Source organism: Enterococcus sp. AZ196 (assembly GCF_050498845.1).
Lineage (GTDB): Bacteria > Bacillota > Bacilli > Lactobacillales > Enterococcaceae > Enterococcus_A > Enterococcus_A murrayae.
This window is the reverse complement of record NZ_JBIPAM010000001.1, coordinates 860824-880217: the sequence shown is the minus strand read 5'-3', so window position 1 is coordinate 880217 and position 19394 is coordinate 860824. Positions and strand designations below refer to the sequence as shown.

Genomic DNA, 19394 nt, shown 5'->3' with positions numbered 1-19394 from the left:
AAATACCGCAGACAATGGTTTATTTTTGTCTGCGGTATTTTTTTAATTGCTTCGCTTTAAAGTAAACCTACGACGTTGCGGCCTCAAATAGGTAAAACCTTCACCTTCAACGTCATGTACATTACTGATTAATATGAAGGCTTTTTCGTCCACAGAGTGGATGATTTTTTTAACTTCATTAATTTCCTGTTGAGAAACTACGATATATACAATGCGTTTTAGCTCTGAAGAGAAGCCTCCCTCTCCATGAAGATAGGTAACTCCACGTTCTAAATGTGCCATCAATAACTCTGCGATTACATTGCTCTCATTAGAGATGATCATCACACCCTTAGCTGCATATCCTCCAGATGAAAGCATATCAACTACTTTACTAAATACAAAAGATACGATCAACGTATACATCATTCGTTTCAAATCTAAATAGGTCAGCGAGCAAATCAAAACGATAATATCAAAAACCAGTAATGATTTTCCCATTGTAAAACCTATCTTTTGCTCTAAAATTCGAGCGATAACATCTGCTCCACCTGTCGTTCCGCCATTCCGATAAACCAAACCGCTTCCAAATCCAGCAAATAAACCAGCTAGAATAGACACGATAAACAAATCATGATCAAGGTTGATTTGTAGAGGAATTCTCTGCCAGATCCATAAAAAGACAGATAAGCAAACGGTTCCTAAAATTGTGTAGTAGAATGATCGTTTACCCAAAATTTTTCCACCAATTAAAATCAATGGAATATTAATAATCAATGTTGTATAAGCAGGATCAATGCCAAAAAGAGCTCGAATGATCAAGGTAATACCAGTGACCCCACCTTCAGCTAAGTGATTCGCAATATTCAAATAAACAAGACCAAATGCATAAATGGCTGTTCCTACCACAATAAAAAGAATTTCCTTGATCCGTGTAGACATAGTCGTTTCCATACGACACCTCCTGAGATTTATTGGATAAAACAAACTTAGTCAAGAAACTGATCAGACCTTCATCACAATCAAATTTAATCCTCAATCAACATAGCATGAATTTAAGATAGTTACAACAACATGATAGGAAACAAATCTGTTTTTTGATAAGATAGGTTTGAGGTGGTTTGATGAATGAAAAGACAATGAAAATCATGCAAAAAGAAGTTGATGATTATATACAACAATTCAAAACCGGTTATTTTTCTCCATTGGGTCAAATGGCTCGATTAACCGAGGAAGTAGGAGAACTGGCTCGTGAAGTAAATCATCATTATGGCGAAAAGAAGAAGAAAGATTCTGAGAAACCAAAAACAGTTGAAGAAGAGCTTGGCGATGTACTATTTGTTACAATTATTATGGCAAATTCTATGGGCATCGATTTAACAGAAGCTTTTGAACGGAATATGGAAAAATTCAATCAACGTGACCGCTTTCGTTTTGAACGGAAGGATGGTCTGACTGAAGGTGATATTGAATGAGACTCGAAGCCTTTCCTTTAGAATTTCAAGGAGCAATGCCGATTTTACGCAAATTACAAAGTGCCGGCTATGAAGCTTATTACGTTGGTGGCAGTGTTCGTGACATTCTTCTAAATAAGCCGATTCATGATGTAGATATCGCAACTAGTGCTTTTCCGGCAGAAGTGAAGGAGTTGTTCCACCGGACAATCGATGTGGGGATTGATCATGGCACTGTAATGGTAATTACAAAAGAAACAACATATGAAGTCACAACTTTTCGGACAGAGTCAACTTATCAAGACTACCGTCGTCCGGATCATGTGGAGTTTGTTCGGTCATTGAAGGAAGACTTGAAACGACGAGATTTTACGATTAATGCTTTAGCTGTGGGTATCGACGGGACCATAATCGATCTTTTTGACGGATTAGATGATTTAAGAAACAAAGTTTTACGTGCAGTAGGAAATCCTTATGAACGTTTTCACGAAGATGCTTTACGAATGATGCGTGCATTACGTTTTGTCAGTCATTTGGGATTTACTTTAGAGCCCAACACATTTGAAGCCATCCAAGAATATCACTCTTTATTAGCTAAAATTTCGACTGAACGAATCAATGTTGAATTTGTAAAACTGATGATGGGCTCCTTTCGAGAAGCAGGCTTGCGTTCTTTTGTAGAATCGGAATGTTACATCTATTGTCCCGGGTTACGTTCTTATGGCGAGGCACTCTTAAATTTTTCTGAACTTCGGGGTCCAGCGATCCCGACGGAGCGTCAAGCTTGGACATTATTGATGGCGATGCTTGATATGAATATCACGGATATTCGTCACTTTATGAAAGAATGGAAATGTTCGAATCAATTGATTCGAGAAGTGACTCAAATGGTCCCTGCACTGCAGTTTCGATTGAAATATGAGTGGGATAATTGGACACTGTATCAATTAGGTAGAGAACTGGCGTTATCAGTAGAATACCTTCTATACTATTTCGAACGCGAACCCAATTTAGAAAAAATTCGCTTGCTTTATCAATATTTGCCTATTTATTCACTAAAAGATTTAGCATTAAAGGGAAATGAAGTAATGGAATATTTTGATTATCCGCGCGGTCCATGGATCAGTATGATCTTGAATGTTTTAGAGCAAGAAGTAATCGAAGGAAATCTAAAAAATCAAAAGGAAGATTTACTGAATTATGCGGAAGGATATTTAAAAAAGGAGATGTCATGAAAAAACTAACTAAACAGTATCGAGTATTAGAAAATCAGACAGCCTTAGCAATGGGATCGGGAGATCTTGAAGTTTTGGCTACACCGGCATTAGTAGCATTGATGGAAAATTGCGCAAAGGAATTACTGTCTCCTCAACTTTCAGATTTTCAAACAAGTGTTGGGGTCAAGGTGGAATTAAAACATCTGGCTCCAACAGCTGTAGGTGCGAATGTGGAAGTTGAAGCAGAAATGCATGAATCTAATACTAGTAAAATTTCTTTTTCTATAAAAGCCTTTGATGGGGAACAATTAGTCGGGGAAGCAAAGCATCAAAGAGTGATTGTTGAAACTTCAACTTTCCTAAAAAAAATGAAGTCTAAGCACAACATGTGACCGTTTACTCAAGGTGTGCTAAACTTGGTTTTAGATTAGTAGTGAGGAGAATGTAGAAATGGCAAGAGAAATGACAGCGTTAAAATTCTATTTCCGTAATGGTGAAACATGGACGATTGATCGTCGTTACATTGGTGATTTATGGATCAAACAAATTACGACTAGTTTTGGAAGAATTCATGGTAGCGAGTTCGTAGAAATTCATCCTTGTGCCGGATTTAAGATTGAAATTTATCAAGAAGGGGACCATGTTCAGACAACAGACATTAATTTGGGTGGTTTAGAATTAGGAATGTTTGAACGTGCTCGCAAGTTCGAAGATATTGAACGAATGGAAATCATTTATCGTGCAGGTCACCCTGATTCAGTTTATTTTCCTTATAAGGACAAAGACAATGAAGGTCTCGATAACGTTTACCAGTCAACAAAAGTTTCTGAAAAAACAAAAAGTCTATATATTGTTATTGATCCAACAAAAACTGTTGATGAAGTTTATGGTGAGCAATTCTAAAAAAGAAGCGACAAGTTTCCGATAAGGAAGCTTGTCTTTTTTATCCATTAAATGAGGTAGCAAGTAAATTATTTAACTGTCTGCAGAAAAAAATCGAATGAGTGATTAAAAATTATCTCGTTGTTGTAGCAAAGTGAATGATTGATCTAATAACTATGAATTACAAATATACGGCACATTAGACAACTATAAAACAAAAAAACTATTTGCATATTATAGCGGCGAAGTTTCACTTCTCTTGCGTTTTTTGTTACAATAACGAAGAGAAATTTGAGGATGGTTCGAGATGAAAGAATTGAAAGTTGTAGAATTATACAAAACATTTGGTGATAAAACTTTATTTGACCGTATTTCCTTTTTAATTCATGAAAAGGATCGAATCGGATTGATCGGAGTTAATGGTACAGGTAAATCAAGTTTATTAACCATTTTAGCCGGTAAGGATAGTGGCGATGGGGATATTTCGGCGATTGATAAGGCCAGTGATTATCGAATCGGTTACTTAGCACAAGGTCAAAATTTTTCCAATGATTTATTAGTTTTAGACGCTGTTTTTCAAGGTAATAATCCATTGATGCAAACGGTACGTGAATACGAGAAGGCTTTGTTGGAATTGTCGAACGCTAATAATAGTGAAACACAACGAAAGTTTACGTTGGCTGAAGAAGCGATGAACAAGCAAGACGCTTGGACAGCAGATAGTGAAGCGAAAGCGATACTGAATAAATTAGGCATAGATACCTTGGATAAAAAAATTGGAGAGCTTTCAGGAGGGCAAATAAAACGGGTGGCATTAGCGCAAGTTTTAATTGATGCACCAGACTTATTGTTATTAGATGAGCCCACAAATCATTTGGATTATGATGCGATCCAATGGTTAGAAAACTATTTGAAAAATTATACTGGCGCACTTTTGATGGTTACCCACGATCGTTATTTTTTAGACCGCGTAACAAATCGAATTTTTGAGTTGTCTTTTGGTAACCTCTATGAATATCAAGGAAATTATGAAGCTTATTTAGTAGAGAAGGCAGAACGTGATCGGATCGCAATTGAGCAAGAGGGCAAAAGAAAACAATTATATAAGCAAGAGTTGGCTTGGATGCGTGCAGGTGCAAAAGCGCGGACAACTAAACAGCAGGCGCGGATTAATCGATTTGAGGATTTAAAAGACAACTTGCATCAAGTGAATAATGATGATCAACTTGAGATGAATATCGCCACGACACGTTTAGGAAAAAAAGTTCTGGAATTAAAACAAGCTTCTTATTCTATTAACGGAAAAACGATTCTAGATCATTTTGATCTTTTGATCCAAACAAAAGAGCGCTTGGGAATAACCGGAAAAAATGGAGCTGGGAAATCTACTTTGTTAAATATTTTGGCTGAACGAGTCCCATTAAATGACGGTTTGATTGAGATTGGAGAGACTGTTCGCCTAGCATACTATACTCAGCAAAACGAAACATTGGATCCTAACAAGCGAATGATTGCCTATTTACAAGAAGCTGCCGAAGAAGTGACGCAGCGAGATGGTTCACATATTAGTGTAGCAGAAATATTAGAACGTTTTCTGTTCCCACGGTTTATGCATGGAACGTTGATTGGTAAATTATCTGGCGGAGAAAAAAGGCGTCTTTATTTGCTGAAGCTGTTGATTCAACAGCCGAATGTTTTATTGTTAGATGAACCGACCAACGATTTAGATATCGCTACTTTAACAGTTTTGGAAGATTATCTGCGCGACTTTTCTGGAGCAGTAATTACAGTTTCACATGATCGCTATTTTTTAGACAAAGTTGCTGAAAAATTGTTAATCTTTGAAGGTAACGGTTTAATTATTTCTTATTTTGGTTCTGTTGTTGATTACTTGGACCAACAAACGTTAGTTAAGGATGACAAAATTATTAAGACAAAACCTCAACCAAAAGAACGGAAGAAAAAGCTTTCCTATAATGAACAAAAAGAATGGGAGACAATAGAAGATGACATTGCTTTTTTAGAAGACAAAATAGTTGAATTAACAGAAGCGATGAATCATCAAGGGGATGACTTTACTAAATTGCAAGCTCTTCAAAAAGAAATAGATCAGAGTGAACAGCTATTAGAAGAAAAGATGATGCGTTGGGAGTATCTAAGTGAAATTGTTGAAGACAGCTAATTGGATTTATAAGGTAACCATTGGTTAAAATTTAAAAACTGAGTTCATGACTATGTAAATGGAGGAGTATTATGCTGATCGCTATTTGGGCACAAGATAAGAATGGTTTGATTGGTAAGAATAATCACTTACCATGGCATCTGCCAAATGATCTACGCTTTTTTAAAGAAACCACGCTCAGTCACACTTTGGTGATGGGACGTAAAACATTTGAAGGAATGGGAGGGCGACCATTGCCTGACCGAAAAACGATCGTATTAACTCGAGATATGGATTATCATGCCGAAAATGTAATAGTTATGCATTCATTAGGTGAAGTTCTTGCCTATGATAGAGACAATAAAGGAAAAACTTTTATTGCGGGAGGCTCTGCCATCTATACAGAATTCTTACCTTATTGTGAAAAAGTCTACCGAACTTTTATTGAAGCTAGCTTTGAGGGTGATGCCTATTTTCCAACGGTACTTTGGAATAAATGGCAGCTATTAGAACGAAAACAAGGTAAAAGAGATGAAAAAAATCCTTATCGTTATTATTTCGAGACATATGGAAGAACCGGAGCTTTTTAACATGTTTTTTCAGGATTTGTAAAGAAATAGTTTCAAGAATGATTTATTTCATGAGGTTTGATATACTGAAATTAATTTGAAACTAGGTATGGAAAGAAGGATCATAATGCCAAATGTTAAAATTGTAACCGACTCATCTTGTACGATTGAAAAAGCAGTTCGAGATGAATTAAATATTACTGTAATCCCATTATCAGTGATGATGGATGATGTAGTTTATCCAGATGATGATGATTTAACTGGAGAGCGCTTTATGGAAATGATGGCACGGGCCAAAAATCTACCGAAAACTAGTCAACCACCGATCGGCTATTTTGCGGAATTGTATGATGAACTAGGAAAAGATGGGAGTTCTATTGTCTCCATTCATATGTCTCATACATTGAGTGGCACTGCAGAAGCGGCACGTCAAGCGACCTTTTTAAGCAGCAGTAATGTAACTGTAATTGATTGTGGTTTTATCGACCAGTCTCAAGCGTTTCAAGTAATAGAAGCAGCTAAATTGGCTCAATCGGGAGCAAGCCTTGATGAAGTATTATCGGGAGTAGAGCGGGTGAAGGACCATAGCAAACTATTCATTGGAATATCTTCGCTTGACAACCTTGTAAAAGGTGGTCGTATCAGCCGAGTAGCCGGGGTAATATCAAGTGTACTTAATATGCGTGTAGTCATGGAGCTTGAAGATGGTGAATTGTTGCCAATAACAAAAGGCCGAGGTAAGAAGACATTCAGTAAGTGGTTTGGAACATTTATGGATGAGTTAACAAAAGTAAATGTGAAACAAATTGGTATTTCTTATGCCGGTAAGCTAGACTTTATTGATGAAGCTAAGCAAGCATTGCAGGAAATGTTCCCAGATATGCACATTCCAGTTTTGCACACGAATCCGATTGTTGCTACACATACGGGACCAGGTGCTTTTGCTATCATGTATTATACAGATTAGTTGAACCTGCCTCTAGCAATAGAGGCGTTTTTTTACGAAGGAGCAGGATGAATGAAACGTTTTGCAACATTACTAATTCCACTAGCGGCTGCTGTGGTTACTTTACTTGTTCTCTTTTTAACTATACCTAAAGCTGAGCCTCGAATTCACGTGGTAAGAAATGAAAATCAAAATTATAAGAAGTCTGTCCATCTGGTTGCAGTTGGGGACTCATTGACTGAAGGTGTCGGTGATGAAACAAAGCGTGGAGGATATGTCCCATTGGTCGCAGATGCTTTACAGCAGAAATATGAACTATCTTCTGTTGAAAAAGACAACTATGGTGTTTCTGGTGAACGTAGCGATCAAATCTTAAAACGGGTGAAAAAAGATTCTGATTTACAGAATAGTCTAGCTAGTGCAGATATTATTACTATGACAGTTGGAGGAAATGATCTCTTTCAGGCATTTCAAAAAAATCTTAACGCAAAAACTGCTAAGCAATTTGATCGGTCAATAAAAAAATATGGCAAGCAGGTTAGTGAAATTTTAGCCGAAATGCGAGAGCTAAATCCAAAAGCACCAATTTATGTTGTGGGTATTTATAATCCTTACTATTTAAATTTTCCAGAGATCAAAGCGATGCAGACAGTTGTAGATAATTGGAATGATGAAACTGAAAAATTGACAAAAGAAACAACAAATTGCTTCTTTATTCCAGTAAATGATCTATTATATAAAGGAATCGCAAACAAGGATACAAAGTCGACGAGTGAAAGTTCAAGTTCTGAGGTTAAGAATAATGCACTTTATGATGAGGATAATTTTCATCCGAATAATTTGGGTTATCAATTGATGGCGACGGCTATTCGAGATAAAATAGTGGACACGAAAGATTTATGGCTAATAAAGGAGAGCAATTAATGGAAGATACGAAGAAAAAAATCAACGGTTGGAAAATTGCTTTTCTTGTTTTAATTGGTATCATTTTGGGTGGGATCATTTTTTCTACTGTAAGAATATTTACCGCAAGGGAAACGAACCTACCGCCAAGCAGTGAAACGACTGTACCTAAAGGATCACCTGTTTTATCAATGAATACCAATAAGAAAAAGCTAAATACCGTGATGGAATACTTTTTAAACGATTTACAAAAAGGTTCAGATGTTAAGTATGAATTTTACTTAGAAAATCAAGCTATGTTAAAAGGCGAGTTTAAAATTTTAGGTGCAAAAGTTGACTTTTATCTTTATTTTGATCCATATGTTATGGATAATGGCAATGTTCAACTGAAGGCACGGGATTTGTCGATTGGCTCTTTAAATTTGCCGGTGAGTCAAGTGATGGCGACAGTCAAACGCGGATACAAATTTCCTAAATGGGTATCCATTGATCCTGAAGAACAAACGATTGTTTTGAAATTGAATGAGTTCAAATTAAATAACGGTTTGTTTATCAGAGCAAACCATATTGATCTTGTAGGTGATGATATTCAATTCAGTTTATATTTACCAAAACAAAAGAAAACAAACAATTGATCATTAGTAATCATCGAGGTGAAAAAAATGAGAAGAAGCTTTTATCACTATATTCTGACTCAACGGGGCCACAATCTCCATGATCCTGTCGAAGCTTTTGCCGGAGCAGTAGCAAAAGATATCACATTTCCAAAACACTCCGAGGATTATCATGAGATTACAGACTATTTAGAATTAAGTGTCGATTATTTAGACTCGATGGATCTTTTTGATCAAGTTTGGGATAAATATCTAGAAAACAATAAATAATTAAGAAGGAAAAGTTGTAGAAGGCTTTTCCTTTTTTTTCTAGCATGCTATCATGAAAAAAAGGGTGAAAGGAAAATGCGCCTTGCAGAAAAAAACGCTACCTGTATCGATTTTTTTAATATCGATCGTATGTACTATTGTTATAACGGCAATAGTAACTCATTTTATTGAACAGAAACAAGCAATGGATAATGATTCAGTTGTTAAAATTAAACGAAGCGATTTAGATGATGTGCAAGATTTGTATGATTTAATCAGTACGAATTATGTTGATAAAGTTGATAAGGAACGGCTAATTCAGGGAGCCCTGAACGGAATGACTGAGTCCTTGCAAGATCCCGAATCTGAATTCTTAACAGCAAAGGAAACCCAAGAATTAAATGCAAAAGTAGCAGGAAGCTTTGAAGGAATTGGAGCAAACTTACAACTTGAAAATCGATTGCCTGTAATTGACCGAGTACCTGTTAAAAACTCTCCAGCTGAAAAGGCAAAATTAAAAGCTAAAGATATCATTCTTGAAGTAGACGGAAAAAAGACTCAGGATAAATCTCTGGATCAAGTATCTAGCATGATTCGCGGGAAAAAGGGCACGCAAGTCAAATTGTTGATCCAACGGGGCAACGAGGAGTTTGAAGTGTCGCTCGAGAGAGATGTTGTACCTGAAGATACAGTTAAAGGAGAACTTGATAAGAAAGACCCAACGATTGGATCAATTCAAATCGATAACTTTCGCGAAACAACAGCGCTAGAATTTCGTACAATTATCGAACGCTTGCGTAAAGAAGGTGCTAAGTCATTTGTTATCGATTTACGACAGAATTCTGGCGGATTAATGGCAGAAGCTGAACGTATTGCGAGTTATTTTTTGGACAATGGGGACACTATTGCTCAATTTTCAAATAACAAGAAAGTTATTTCAATCGACAAAGCTGGTAAAAAGATTGATCAAGGATTCAAGGTTAAAGAGCCTACTGTTTTTTTAGTTGATCAAGAAAGTTCTTATGGAGCTGAGTTATTAGCTGCGGCAGTCAAAAATAAAAATTATCCGATAATTGGCGTAAATACCTTTGGAAAAGGCAGCGTACAGAGTCTCACTCAGATTGGAAAGAATAATTATGTTCAGTTAACGATCATGAAATGGTTTGCTCCAGATGGGACCTCAGTGGAAGGAAAAGGTGTTGCGCCGACTATCGAAGCTGACTATCCAGAATATGCCAAGCTTCCTCCTATTTCGAAGCAATCAAATTGGCGTATTGGAGATTCTGGTGATGCAGTAAAAAATATTAATACTATGCTTAAAGCGTTAGGCTATCCGACAGAAGGTAATTTATTCAACGAAGCTACAAGAGATGCTGTAGCAGAAATCCAGACGGAGAATAACTTGTCTGCTACGGGGGCATTGGATGATAAGACAATCGATGTTTTACAAGAAAAAGTATTTGAACTTGTTAAATCTAATGATGTCGCCTATGCTAAAGCTGTAGAAACTCTGAAAAAGTAAGCAATGGAGCTTAATTAACTGCTTTTAGTTACAGGGAGGGGACTAATTGAAAAATTTCTTTACAAGAAACCATTTATGGTTGGGTGTCAAATATTTCTTAATCTCTCTCTTTATTGGAGTAGTAGTTCGCGGGTTCTTATTGATTCCTGTTCCCGTAACGGGAAATTCGATGGATCAGACCCTGAAACAGGGAGATATGGTCTTAATGGAGAAGTTCAGCAAAGTTCAGCGTTTTGATGTAATTGTTTTTCAACAACCAGATGGGACAATTTATATAAAACGCGCAATTGGTTTGCCAGGTGACGAAATTCGATATGAAAAAGATCAACTTTATATTAATGGCGAAAAGGTTTCAGAGTCTTTTTTAACTAACAATCGAAATCATGATCATCAAGTTTCTCCTTATACGACGGATTTTCAATTGGATGAACTTTTAGGAGAGCATCAGTTGCCCAAAAATGAGTATTTTGTATTAGGAGATAATCGGAGAATCTCTAAAGATAGTCGCTCATTTGGTACAGTTCGAAGCAAAGATATTTTAGGTAAAGCCCAGGCTGTATATTATCCATTGACACATATAAAATTTATTTCGTAAAAGATGGGTGCCCCCATCTTTTTTGTTTGTATAAAAATTGAAAAAAGTTCTCATTTTTTTTAATTGAAGTTAAATTTTTATTACGTTACTCTTGATGTAGGAAGTCGACTCCTAATTAACTGAGAAGGAGATAATGTCATGTATCATGCACGATTCAAAGGAACTCACTATGAAATAGGAAGAAAATGGGGAGAGTTGCTGAGAAAGAATAATAAATACTTGCTGGATAATATTCCTTTTGAAATCACTAAAGAGATGGAAGCATTCTCAAAAGAATGTTTGCCCTATTATAAAGATTTTTTTCCAGGAGTCATTGAAGAAATTAATGGAATAGCTAAAGGTCAGCTAATAGATCCAAATTTGTTGTATGCTATACTTTTTTCAATGTATGGACTTGTTCGGGCAACAAACTGTTCAAGCTTTATTGTAAAAAATGAACGAACCTACTTGCTTGGTAGAAACAGCGATTTTTTGACGGCTATAGAAAAAATGTATATGAACTGTTTATACACATTTAAAGGACCTGATTCCTATTCATTTTCGGGAAATACGACAGCATTTGTAGAAATGGAGGATGGGATAAATCAGTGTGGATTGGCAATTGCTCTTACATCAGTTTTTCCTGATAGTATCAAACCAGGAATGAATGTTGGAATGATTTTGCGGATGATTCTGGAAAAGTGTCAGAATGTTGAACAAGCATTGGAATTACTGAAGAGAATTCCGCGATGTACCGCTGGAACATTAGTAATGGCAGACTTATCTGGTGAAGCTTGTTTGGTTGAATTTACAAATGATCGATTGGTTCATTGTTCTTTAAATGAAAAAGGCTTTCTTTGTGCTACGAATAGTTTTCACTTGCCAGAAATGCAAGCATTTAAAATATCATTGGACGATGATTGGTTTGCAGAAAAACGCTACCGAACATTGGAACAATATTTAGCCGAACATGGTCAAACCATGAGTATACCTGAAGCAAAAAAATTATTGGGTGGGGATTTTGGTTTTCTCTGTCAATATGATCGTAAAACGGGAAAGGATACGGTTTGGTCTTCTATCTATGATTTAAAAAATAATCAATTTTTTCGATGTGAGGGCAATCCATCACGAAAACAATTTAAAGAAGATTCACGATTTATTTTCTAAACAAATTAATGAATGCAAAGAAGGAGTGATAAAAATTTGTCACTCTTTTTCTATTGTGTGCCAGGCATGGCAATTATCTAGCTGGTGAAAGTCCAGTCGCGGGTAGTTACCGCCAAGCGTAGTGAACCACAAGCCGAAATCAGTGATGATGGGGTGAAGGAAGTGGTGTAGCAAATCTTACGAGCCTACGAACAGAAACTTGATGAGGCCAAATGGTGGATAAGGTTGCAATGCAAACCAAAGTCTAAAAGGTAAACGTAAAACCAAGACGGTAAATCAAGAGGTTGTGGAGAGAAAGATAAGTGTCTTACCCTGGGAGATCTTGTGGACGCCTAAGCACGAGAGGCTTTAAAATCAGTAATCGTTAATGACGGTCGAAAAAGGTTCACCACAAGAAGTCAGCTGAGGTCATAGTAGTTGCTAAACCGAAGGCAATGAAGGACTTAATGACTGTATAGTGTGACTCGCTATGTGAAAATGCCCAGAGAATCCGAAAATGAGGATACCCCAGCCCAATGCAACGTAACGATTGATGGGAAAAGTAGCGGGGATGCTTCTGGGATCATCTACGAATAGAAGAGGAACAGCGAATGCGCAATCGTGAACCATACAGATGTAGCGCCGTATACGAGATCCGTACGTACGGTGCAATGGGAGGGGCGGAATTTATTTTCCCTCTACCCTATTATAATTGAGTATTCCAAAAATTGTATTGACATTTGAGCAAACTGAATAAAAATAGTTGAAAAGTATGTTCAAGTAAAAAAATGGAGGAGAGAGAGCGCAAAAAAAGATAGTTATGATACAATAGCGTGTGGAAATAAAAGCTCTCAAACTATAATTGAAAAGCGAGTCAACTTAAAGGTGGCATGAGAGTTCATTGAATCTAATGGATTTTACAAAATTTAAAATGCTTACGGGATGTATACTTTAATGAAACAGAAAACTAAGGCTAATATTACTATTTCAAGGAGGAATTTACTATGACTATTCAATGGTTTCCTGGACATATGGCTAAAGCCAGACGGGAAGTTGCTGAAAAGCTAAAATTTGTCGATATCGTGTATGAATTAATCGATGCTCGTTTACCATTATCTTCACGCAATCCGATGTTAGACCAAATTGTACAGCAAAAGCCGCGATTGATTTTGTTAAATAAATCTGATTTAGCAGATCCTAATCAAACAAATTTATGGTTAAACTATTTTCGAGATCAAGGACATCACATACTTGCACTGACCGCTAAAGATGACAGAAGTGTCAAACAAATTGTACCCGCTAGTAAAAAAGTTTTGGCAGAAAAAATGGCCCGTGATAAAGGAAGAGGATTGAAACCTCGTGCTATTCGTGCAATGGTTTTAGGTATTCCTAATGTAGGAAAATCCACCTTATTAAACCATTTAGCAGGAAAGAAAATCGCTAGCACGGGTAACCGTCCAGGCGTCACTAAAGGACAACAGTGGTTGCGTTTTGGCTCTCAACTAGAGTTACTGGATACACCTGGAATTTTGTGGCCTAAATTTGAAGATCCTGCTGTTGGAAAAAAATTAGCATTGACGGGAGCAATTAAGGATGATCTTTTGCATCTGGATGATTTAGCACTTTATGAATTAGAGATTTTTTGCCGCTTCTATCCAGAGCAATTAAAGATACGCTATAAATTAACAGACGATGATTTATTTATGTCGTTACCAGAATTATTATTATTAATTTCTGAGAAACGTGGGTTTAAGGATGACTATGAACGAGCAAGCGAGATGCTAATCCTTGAGCTGCGCCAGGGTAAGCTAGGACGTTATACATTAGATCGATTTGAGGAGCTGAGTGAATGATAGAAAAATTATCAATCAGTGCAATAAAGACTGAAATCAATAAAATTATTTCGACAGATGACCCTCGTTTGGCGGAATTTCAGCAGGATTCACGCAAAGGTGTGCAGCAAGCTCTAGCTCAATGGCAAAGACGGCAAGAAAAAAAAGCTGCTTTAGTTCAAAAATATCAGGATATGTCAGTTTTTGAGGATGAAAAAAAAGCCCTGGGTTTTCAAGCGATTTGCGGTATTGATGAGGTTGGCCGTGGACCACTAGCTGGTCCTGTAGTTGCAGCAGCGGTTATCTTGAATGATGAGCATGAAATCTTAGGGTTAAACGATTCAAAACAGCTTTCAGCACACAAACGTGAAGAGCTTGTTGCTGAAATTAAAAGGAATGCACGAGCTATTGGTATTAGTGAAGCAACAGCTGATGAAATCGATCAACTAAATATTTATCAAGCGACTAAAGTTGCTATGCAGCGAGCAATCGATCAGTTGGAGCTTGCTCCAGATTGTTTATTGATAGATGCGATGGTTTTGGATAATGGGTTGCCACAAGAAAAAATTATTAAGGGTGATGCGCGTTCCGTATCCATCGCTGCTGCAAGTATCATCGCAAAAGTTTATCGAGATGAGTGGATGGCAAATTATGGAAAAGATTTTCCAGCGTATGGATTTGCAAAAAATGCTGGATATGGAACGAAAGAGCATTTAAAAGCCATTGAAAATGAAGGGATTTTACCAATTCATCGAAAAACTTTTGCACCAATTAAAAATTTATAAAATGAAATCCTTCTTTTTTTAGTATCTTTTTGTTAAAGAGCTGAAAAGAGGGATTTTTTTGAAAAATAAGTTTTTGTTACGTTTAAGTTTAACTAAAGGAATCGGTACATTCGGGAAACAGCAAATTTACAGATTTGCTAAGAGACATCAATGGTGGCAGTTTGATGAGCTAGAAATACGTTTATTAGCACAAACTACTAAGCCAAACAATTGGAACGAATGGACTGAAGACCGATTAAAAGAAATCGAAAGTACACACCAGTTTATTACTATCGAAGATGAAGCATATCCAGAGTCATTACGGCAGGTTCCAACTCCACCGCTGGTATTATTTTATAAAGGCAATTTGAACTTATTAAAAAGAGATATGCTGGCAATCGTAGGTGCTCGTAAAGCCACGAATTATGGTTATCAGGTTTTAAAAGAATTGATGCCAGACATTACTAAACGGGGATTTTCGATAGTCAGCGGATTGGCTAAAGGGATTGATAGTTTTGCTCATCAATTCGCTATTAGTAATCAAGGAAAAACAATTGGCGTGGTTGGAACTGGCTTAGATATTTGTTATCCTAAAACTAGCGGAAACTTACAAATTGAAATGAGTCAGAATCATTTAGTTTTAAGTGAATATCCTAATGGGACAATGCCGGCAAAATTTCACTTTCCTATGCGCAATCGAATCATCGCTGGATTAAGCAGTGGTGTTTTGGTAATAGAAGCAAAAAGAAGAAGCGGCTCGTTGATCACAGCACAACAAGCTTTAGATTATGGCAAGGATGTATTTGTAGTACCAGGTTCAATATTAGATGGGCGATCTAGCGGTTGTCATCAGTTGATTCAGGATGGGGCCATTTGTGTAGAAAAAACACAAGATATTTTTGATTCTTATGATTTGTGGAATAAAATTCACTAGACCTGACTTGACAAACAAAATTTGAATAGCGTATTATAGGCTACGATTTGTCAGTAGTTACCGATATATAATAGTAGAAAAAATTGAGGAGGCAAAAGCATTTGGCCTATAAATACCTAGTTATCGTGGAATCACCAGCAAAAGCAAAAACCATTGAAAAATATTTAGGAAGAAATTACAAAGTGGTAGCAAGTGTTGGACATGTTCGCGACTTGCCAAAAAGTAAAATGGGGATCGATGTTGAAAATAATTATGAACCTCATTATATCTCTATTCGCGGCAAAGGCGATGTTATCAAAAGTTTGAAGCAGGCAGCTAAAAAAGCACAAAAAGTTTATCTCGCAAGTGACCCGGATAGAGAAGGGGAAGCTATTGCCTGGCATCTCGCTTATTTATTAGGATTAGACTTAAAAGATAAAAATCGTGTAGTATTTAATGAAATTACAAAAGATGCAGTAAAAGCAGCTTTTAAGGAACCTCGTTCAATTGATGTCTCTTTAGTAGATGCGCAGCAGGCACGTCGAGCATTGGATCGGCTAGTTGGTTATTCTATTTCACCAATTCTTTGGAAAAAAATCAAAAAAGGGTTAAGTGCTGGACGTGTTCAATCGATTGCGCTGAAGATGATCATTGATCGGGAACAAGAAATCCGTGATTTTGTACCAGAAGAATATTGGAGTATTGATGGAAACTTCAAGAAAAAAGCAAAAAAATTTAAGGCTAATTTCTGGGGCGTTGATGGGAAAAAGAAAAAACTTCCTAACGCTGAAGCTGTGAAAGAAATTACCTCAAGAATTGATGGCAAGGACTATGAAGTTACCAAAGTTGAGAAAAAGGAACGAAAACGGAATCCGGCATTGCCTTTTACCACAAGTAACATGCAGCAGGAATCTGCACGCAAACTAAATTTCCGTACTAGAAAAACTATGATGGTTGCTCAACAATTGTATGAAGGAATCGCTTTAGGAAAACAAGGGACTGTTGGTTTAATCACGTATATGCGTACGGACTCGACTCGTATCTCAGATACAGCAAAGACCGAGGCAGCAGAATTCATTGAAAAGACCTATGGCAAAGAATATTCACAGCATCATGCTCGTAAAGCAAAAAATCCACAAGGCTCTCAAGATGCTCACGAAGCGATTAGGCCTACTAGTGTTCAACGAACACCTGATGAGATGAAGCAATATTTAGATAAAGATCAGTTAAAACTTTACACATTGATTTGGTCACGTTTTGTCGCTAGTCAAATGACCGCGGCAATTCTTGATACGATGAAAGTGACATTAGAACAAAACGGTGTGATTTTTATTGCCAATGGTTCTAAAATCAAATTCAAAGGATTTATGCAGGTCTATATCGAGGGGCGTGATGATGGCAAAGAGGATAAAGAAAATATCTTGCCTGAACTTGAGACAGGCGATGTTGTTCAATCTGTCAATATTGAACCGAAGCAACATTTTACTCAACCGCCGGCTCGCTTTAGTGAAGCCACATTGATCAAAACGCTTGAAGAAAATGGCGTTGGTCGACCTTCAACTTATGCACCGACGCTAGACACGATCCAACGTCGCTATTATGTGAAATTGACACAAAGACGTTTTGAGCCAACAGAGCTTGGTGAAATCGTCAATACTTTAATTGTTGATTTCTTCCCACAAATAGTAGATGTCAACTTTACTGCTGAGATGGAAAATGATCTGGATAAGGTTGAAGAAGGTAAGGAAGAATGGACAAGAGTGGTGGACCGTTTTTACAAACCGTTCGCAGTAGAGCTTGAAAAGGCCGAAGAAGGTATTGAAAAAATACAAATTAAAGATGAACCAGCTGGTTTTGATTGCGACGTTTGTGGTCATCCAATGGTGATTAAGTTGGGACGTTATGGGAAATTTTATGCATGCAGCAATTTTCCAGACTGTCGGAACACCAAACCAATCATTAAGGAAATTGGTGTTGAATGTCCAGTTTGTCATAAAGGACAAGTGGTAGAACGAAAATCAAAGAAAAATCGTTTGTTTTATGGATGTTCTCGCTATCCAGATTGTGACTTTACTTCTTGGGATAAACCAGTCGGCCGTAGCTGTCCAAAATGTGATGGATACTTAGTTGAAAAAAAAGTCAAAGGTGGCAAACAAGTTGTTTGTATTAACGGTGATTATGAAGAAGCAGTACAAAAATAATTTTGAATAAGTGAGGAATAGATGGTAAAAACAGTTAATGTTATCGGTGCTGGTTTAGCGGGGAGCGAAGCTGCATGGCAGTTAGCAGAAGCAGGTGTACCTGTTAATTTATATGAAATGCGGCCAGTAAAATCTACCCCCGCACATCATACTGAAAATTTCGCGGAGCTTGTGTGCAGCAATTCCTTACGCGGCAATGGCCTGACGAATGCAGTCGGCGTGTTAAAAGAAGAAATGCGGCGGTTAAATTCTGTGGTGATTACCTCTGCAGATGAGACAGCAGTACCTGCAGGTGGTGCTCTTGCCGTTGATCGTAATGATTTCTCCGCATTAATTACAAAAAAAATTAAAGAACATCCAATGATTACAGTCATCTCTGAAGAAGTAACTAATATCCCTGAAGGCATTACTATTATTGCTACAGGACCGTTAACTTCTGAAGCCCTTGCAGAGGAGATTGCGGAATATAATGGTTCACATGGATTTTACTTCTACGATGCGGCAGCACCGATTCTTGATGGAGCTACTATAGATCGCGAGAAAGTTTATTTGAAATCTCGGTATGATAAAGGGGAAGCTGCATATCTGAACTGTCCAATGACTGAAGAAGAATTCATGGTTTTTTATGAAGCCTTGATTGGAGCAGAAGTAGCTCCGCAAAAGGAGTTTGAGAAAGAAAAATTTTTTGAGGGCTGCATGCCAATTGAGGTTCTAGCAAAACGAGGTATCAAAACAATGCTGTTTGGACCAATGAAGCCGGTTGGTTTAGAAGATCCAAAGACTGGTAAACGCCCGTATGCGGTCATTCAGTTGAGACAAGATAATGCAGCAGCCTCTATGTACAACATTGTGGGCTTTCAAACTCATTTAAAATGGGGAGAACAGAAACGTGTCTTCCGTCTGATTCCTGGATTAGAAAATGTCGAGTTTTTACGCTATGGGGTTATGCATCGCAATAGCTTCATGAACTCACCAGAACTTCTTAAGCCTACCTATCAAAGTAAAAAGCGAGAAAATTTATTTTTTGCTGGACAAATGACTGGTGTTGAAGGATATGTAGAAAGTGCTGGTAGTGGATTGGTGGCTGGATTGAATGCTGCTAGATTAGCGAAAGATGAAGCACTGATCGAGTTTCCTCGTGAAACTGCGCTTGGTTCGATGGCTTACTACATCACCCATGCGGAAGGTAAACATTTTCAACCGATGAATGCAAATTTCGGCTTATTTCCTGATTTGCCAGAACGAATACGTGATAAGAAGCTACGCTACGAAACATTGGCAACTAGAGCGTTAAATGCGTTAGCTGAAATGAATGGTTAAAAAATTTCATTGCTTAGGCAATGAAATTTTTTTATTTGGACAAAATAAATCGATTTCATTTTTGATTTGAAAGCAATTATGAAATATCTGTAAAGAATTGTTAGTATATTCGTGAAAAGTCAATAAATTCTGACAATTCAATTGTATT

19 protein-coding genes are annotated in these 19394 nt (G+C 37.1%); 18 read left to right on the top strand and 1 reads right to left on the bottom strand.

Annotation, left to right across the window (positions count from 1 at the left end; all coding sequences use genetic code 11):
- Window positions 1-42: 42 nt before the first annotated feature.
- Window positions 43-933 carry a YitT family protein gene (locus IGI67_RS04240; protein ID WP_207107965.1) on the bottom strand — a complete coding sequence of 297 codons (891 nt, stop codon included), beginning with the start codon at window positions 931-933 and terminating at the stop codon, window positions 43-45.
- A 170-nt stretch (window positions 934-1103) separates the two neighbouring features.
- Between IGI67_RS04240 and IGI67_RS04235 the strand changes: the two genes are divergently transcribed.
- The 18 genes from IGI67_RS04235 (at window position 1104) to trmFO (ending at window position 19246) form a co-directional block, all read left to right on the top strand.
- Window positions 1104-1454: a nucleotide pyrophosphohydrolase gene (locus IGI67_RS04235; protein ID WP_207107966.1), complete on the top strand. Its 351-nt coding sequence runs from the start codon at window positions 1104-1106 to the stop codon at window positions 1452-1454.
- Window positions 1451-2668, top strand: a complete 1218-nt coding sequence (locus IGI67_RS04230) for a CCA tRNA nucleotidyltransferase (RefSeq protein WP_429956850.1) — start codon at window positions 1451-1453, stop codon at window positions 2666-2668. Before IGI67_RS04235 ends, IGI67_RS04230 begins: the two co-directional genes overlap by 4 nt.
- Complete coding sequence (locus IGI67_RS04225; RefSeq protein ID WP_429956849.1) at window positions 2665-3042, top strand: thioesterase family protein; 378 nt, start codon at window positions 2665-2667, stop codon at window positions 3040-3042. Before IGI67_RS04230 ends, IGI67_RS04225 begins: the two co-directional genes overlap by 4 nt.
- A gap of 58 nt (window positions 3043-3100) precedes the next feature.
- Window positions 3101-3553 carry a hypothetical protein gene (locus tag IGI67_RS04220; protein ID WP_207107969.1) on the top strand — a complete coding sequence of 151 codons (453 nt, stop codon included), beginning with the start codon at window positions 3101-3103 and terminating at the stop codon, window positions 3551-3553.
- Window positions 3554-3839: 286 nt separating this feature from the next.
- Entirely contained in the window at window positions 3840-5714 is a 1875-nt protein-coding gene (locus IGI67_RS04215) for an ABC-F family ATP-binding cassette domain-containing protein (RefSeq protein ID WP_429956848.1), read from the top strand.
- A gap of 71 nt (window positions 5715-5785) precedes the next feature.
- Window positions 5786-6283, top strand: coding sequence for a dihydrofolate reductase (locus IGI67_RS04210; RefSeq protein ID WP_429956847.1), 498 nt, complete (start codon window positions 5786-5788; stop codon window positions 6281-6283).
- 106 nt (window positions 6284-6389) lie between these two features.
- Complete coding sequence (locus IGI67_RS04205) at window positions 6390-7229, top strand: DegV family protein (RefSeq protein ID WP_207107972.1); 840 nt, start codon at window positions 6390-6392, stop codon at window positions 7227-7229.
- Window positions 7230-7280: 51 nt separating this feature from the next.
- Window positions 7281-8132: an SGNH/GDSL hydrolase family protein gene (locus tag IGI67_RS04200; RefSeq protein ID WP_429956846.1), complete on the top strand. Its 852-nt coding sequence runs from the start codon at window positions 7281-7283 to the stop codon at window positions 8130-8132.
- On the top strand, window positions 8132-8746 hold the full coding sequence (locus IGI67_RS04195) for a YpmS family protein (RefSeq protein ID WP_207107974.1): 615 nt from the start codon (window positions 8132-8134) through the stop codon (window positions 8744-8746). Before IGI67_RS04200 ends, IGI67_RS04195 begins: the two co-directional genes overlap by 1 nt.
- A gap of 27 nt (window positions 8747-8773) precedes the next feature.
- Complete coding sequence (locus tag IGI67_RS04190) at window positions 8774-8995, top strand: YozE family protein (RefSeq protein WP_207107975.1); 222 nt, start codon at window positions 8774-8776, stop codon at window positions 8993-8995.
- An 82-nt stretch (window positions 8996-9077) separates the two neighbouring features.
- Entirely contained in the window at window positions 9078-10496 is a 1419-nt protein-coding gene (locus IGI67_RS04185) for a S41 family peptidase (protein ID WP_429956845.1), read from the top strand.
- 46 nt (window positions 10497-10542) lie between these two features.
- Complete coding sequence (gene lepB, locus IGI67_RS04180) at window positions 10543-11091, top strand: signal peptidase I (protein WP_429956844.1); 549 nt, start codon at window positions 10543-10545, stop codon at window positions 11089-11091.
- Between the two features lie 138 nt (window positions 11092-11229).
- Window positions 11230-12237, top strand: coding sequence for a C45 family autoproteolytic acyltransferase/hydolase (locus tag IGI67_RS04175; RefSeq protein WP_429956843.1), 1008 nt, complete (start codon window positions 11230-11232; stop codon window positions 12235-12237).
- Window positions 12238-13220: 983 nt separating this feature from the next.
- Entirely contained in the window at window positions 13221-14069 is an 849-nt protein-coding gene (gene ylqF, locus IGI67_RS04170) for a ribosome biogenesis GTPase YlqF (protein WP_429956842.1), read from the top strand.
- On the top strand, window positions 14066-14833 hold the full coding sequence (locus IGI67_RS04165) for a ribonuclease HII (protein WP_429956841.1): 768 nt from the start codon (window positions 14066-14068) through the stop codon (window positions 14831-14833). The genes ylqF and IGI67_RS04165 overlap by 4 nt, the downstream gene beginning before the upstream one ends.
- A 58-nt stretch (window positions 14834-14891) precedes the next feature.
- Window positions 14892-15746 (top strand): DNA-processing protein DprA, encoded by an 855-nt coding sequence (gene dprA / locus IGI67_RS04160; RefSeq protein WP_429956840.1) that lies wholly within the window; start codon window positions 14892-14894, stop codon window positions 15744-15746.
- Between the two features lie 101 nt (window positions 15747-15847).
- Entirely contained in the window at window positions 15848-17926 is a 2079-nt protein-coding gene (gene topA, locus IGI67_RS04155) for a type I DNA topoisomerase (protein ID WP_207107982.1), read from the top strand.
- Window positions 17927-17947: 21 nt separating this feature from the next.
- The gene (gene trmFO, locus IGI67_RS04150; protein ID WP_207107983.1) at window positions 17948-19246 is read left to right on the top strand and encodes an FADH(2)-oxidizing methylenetetrahydrofolate--tRNA-(uracil(54)-C(5))-methyltransferase TrmFO; all 1299 of its coding nucleotides are present in this window, start codon (window positions 17948-17950) and stop codon (window positions 19244-19246) included.
- Window positions 19247-19394 lie beyond the last annotated feature (148 nt).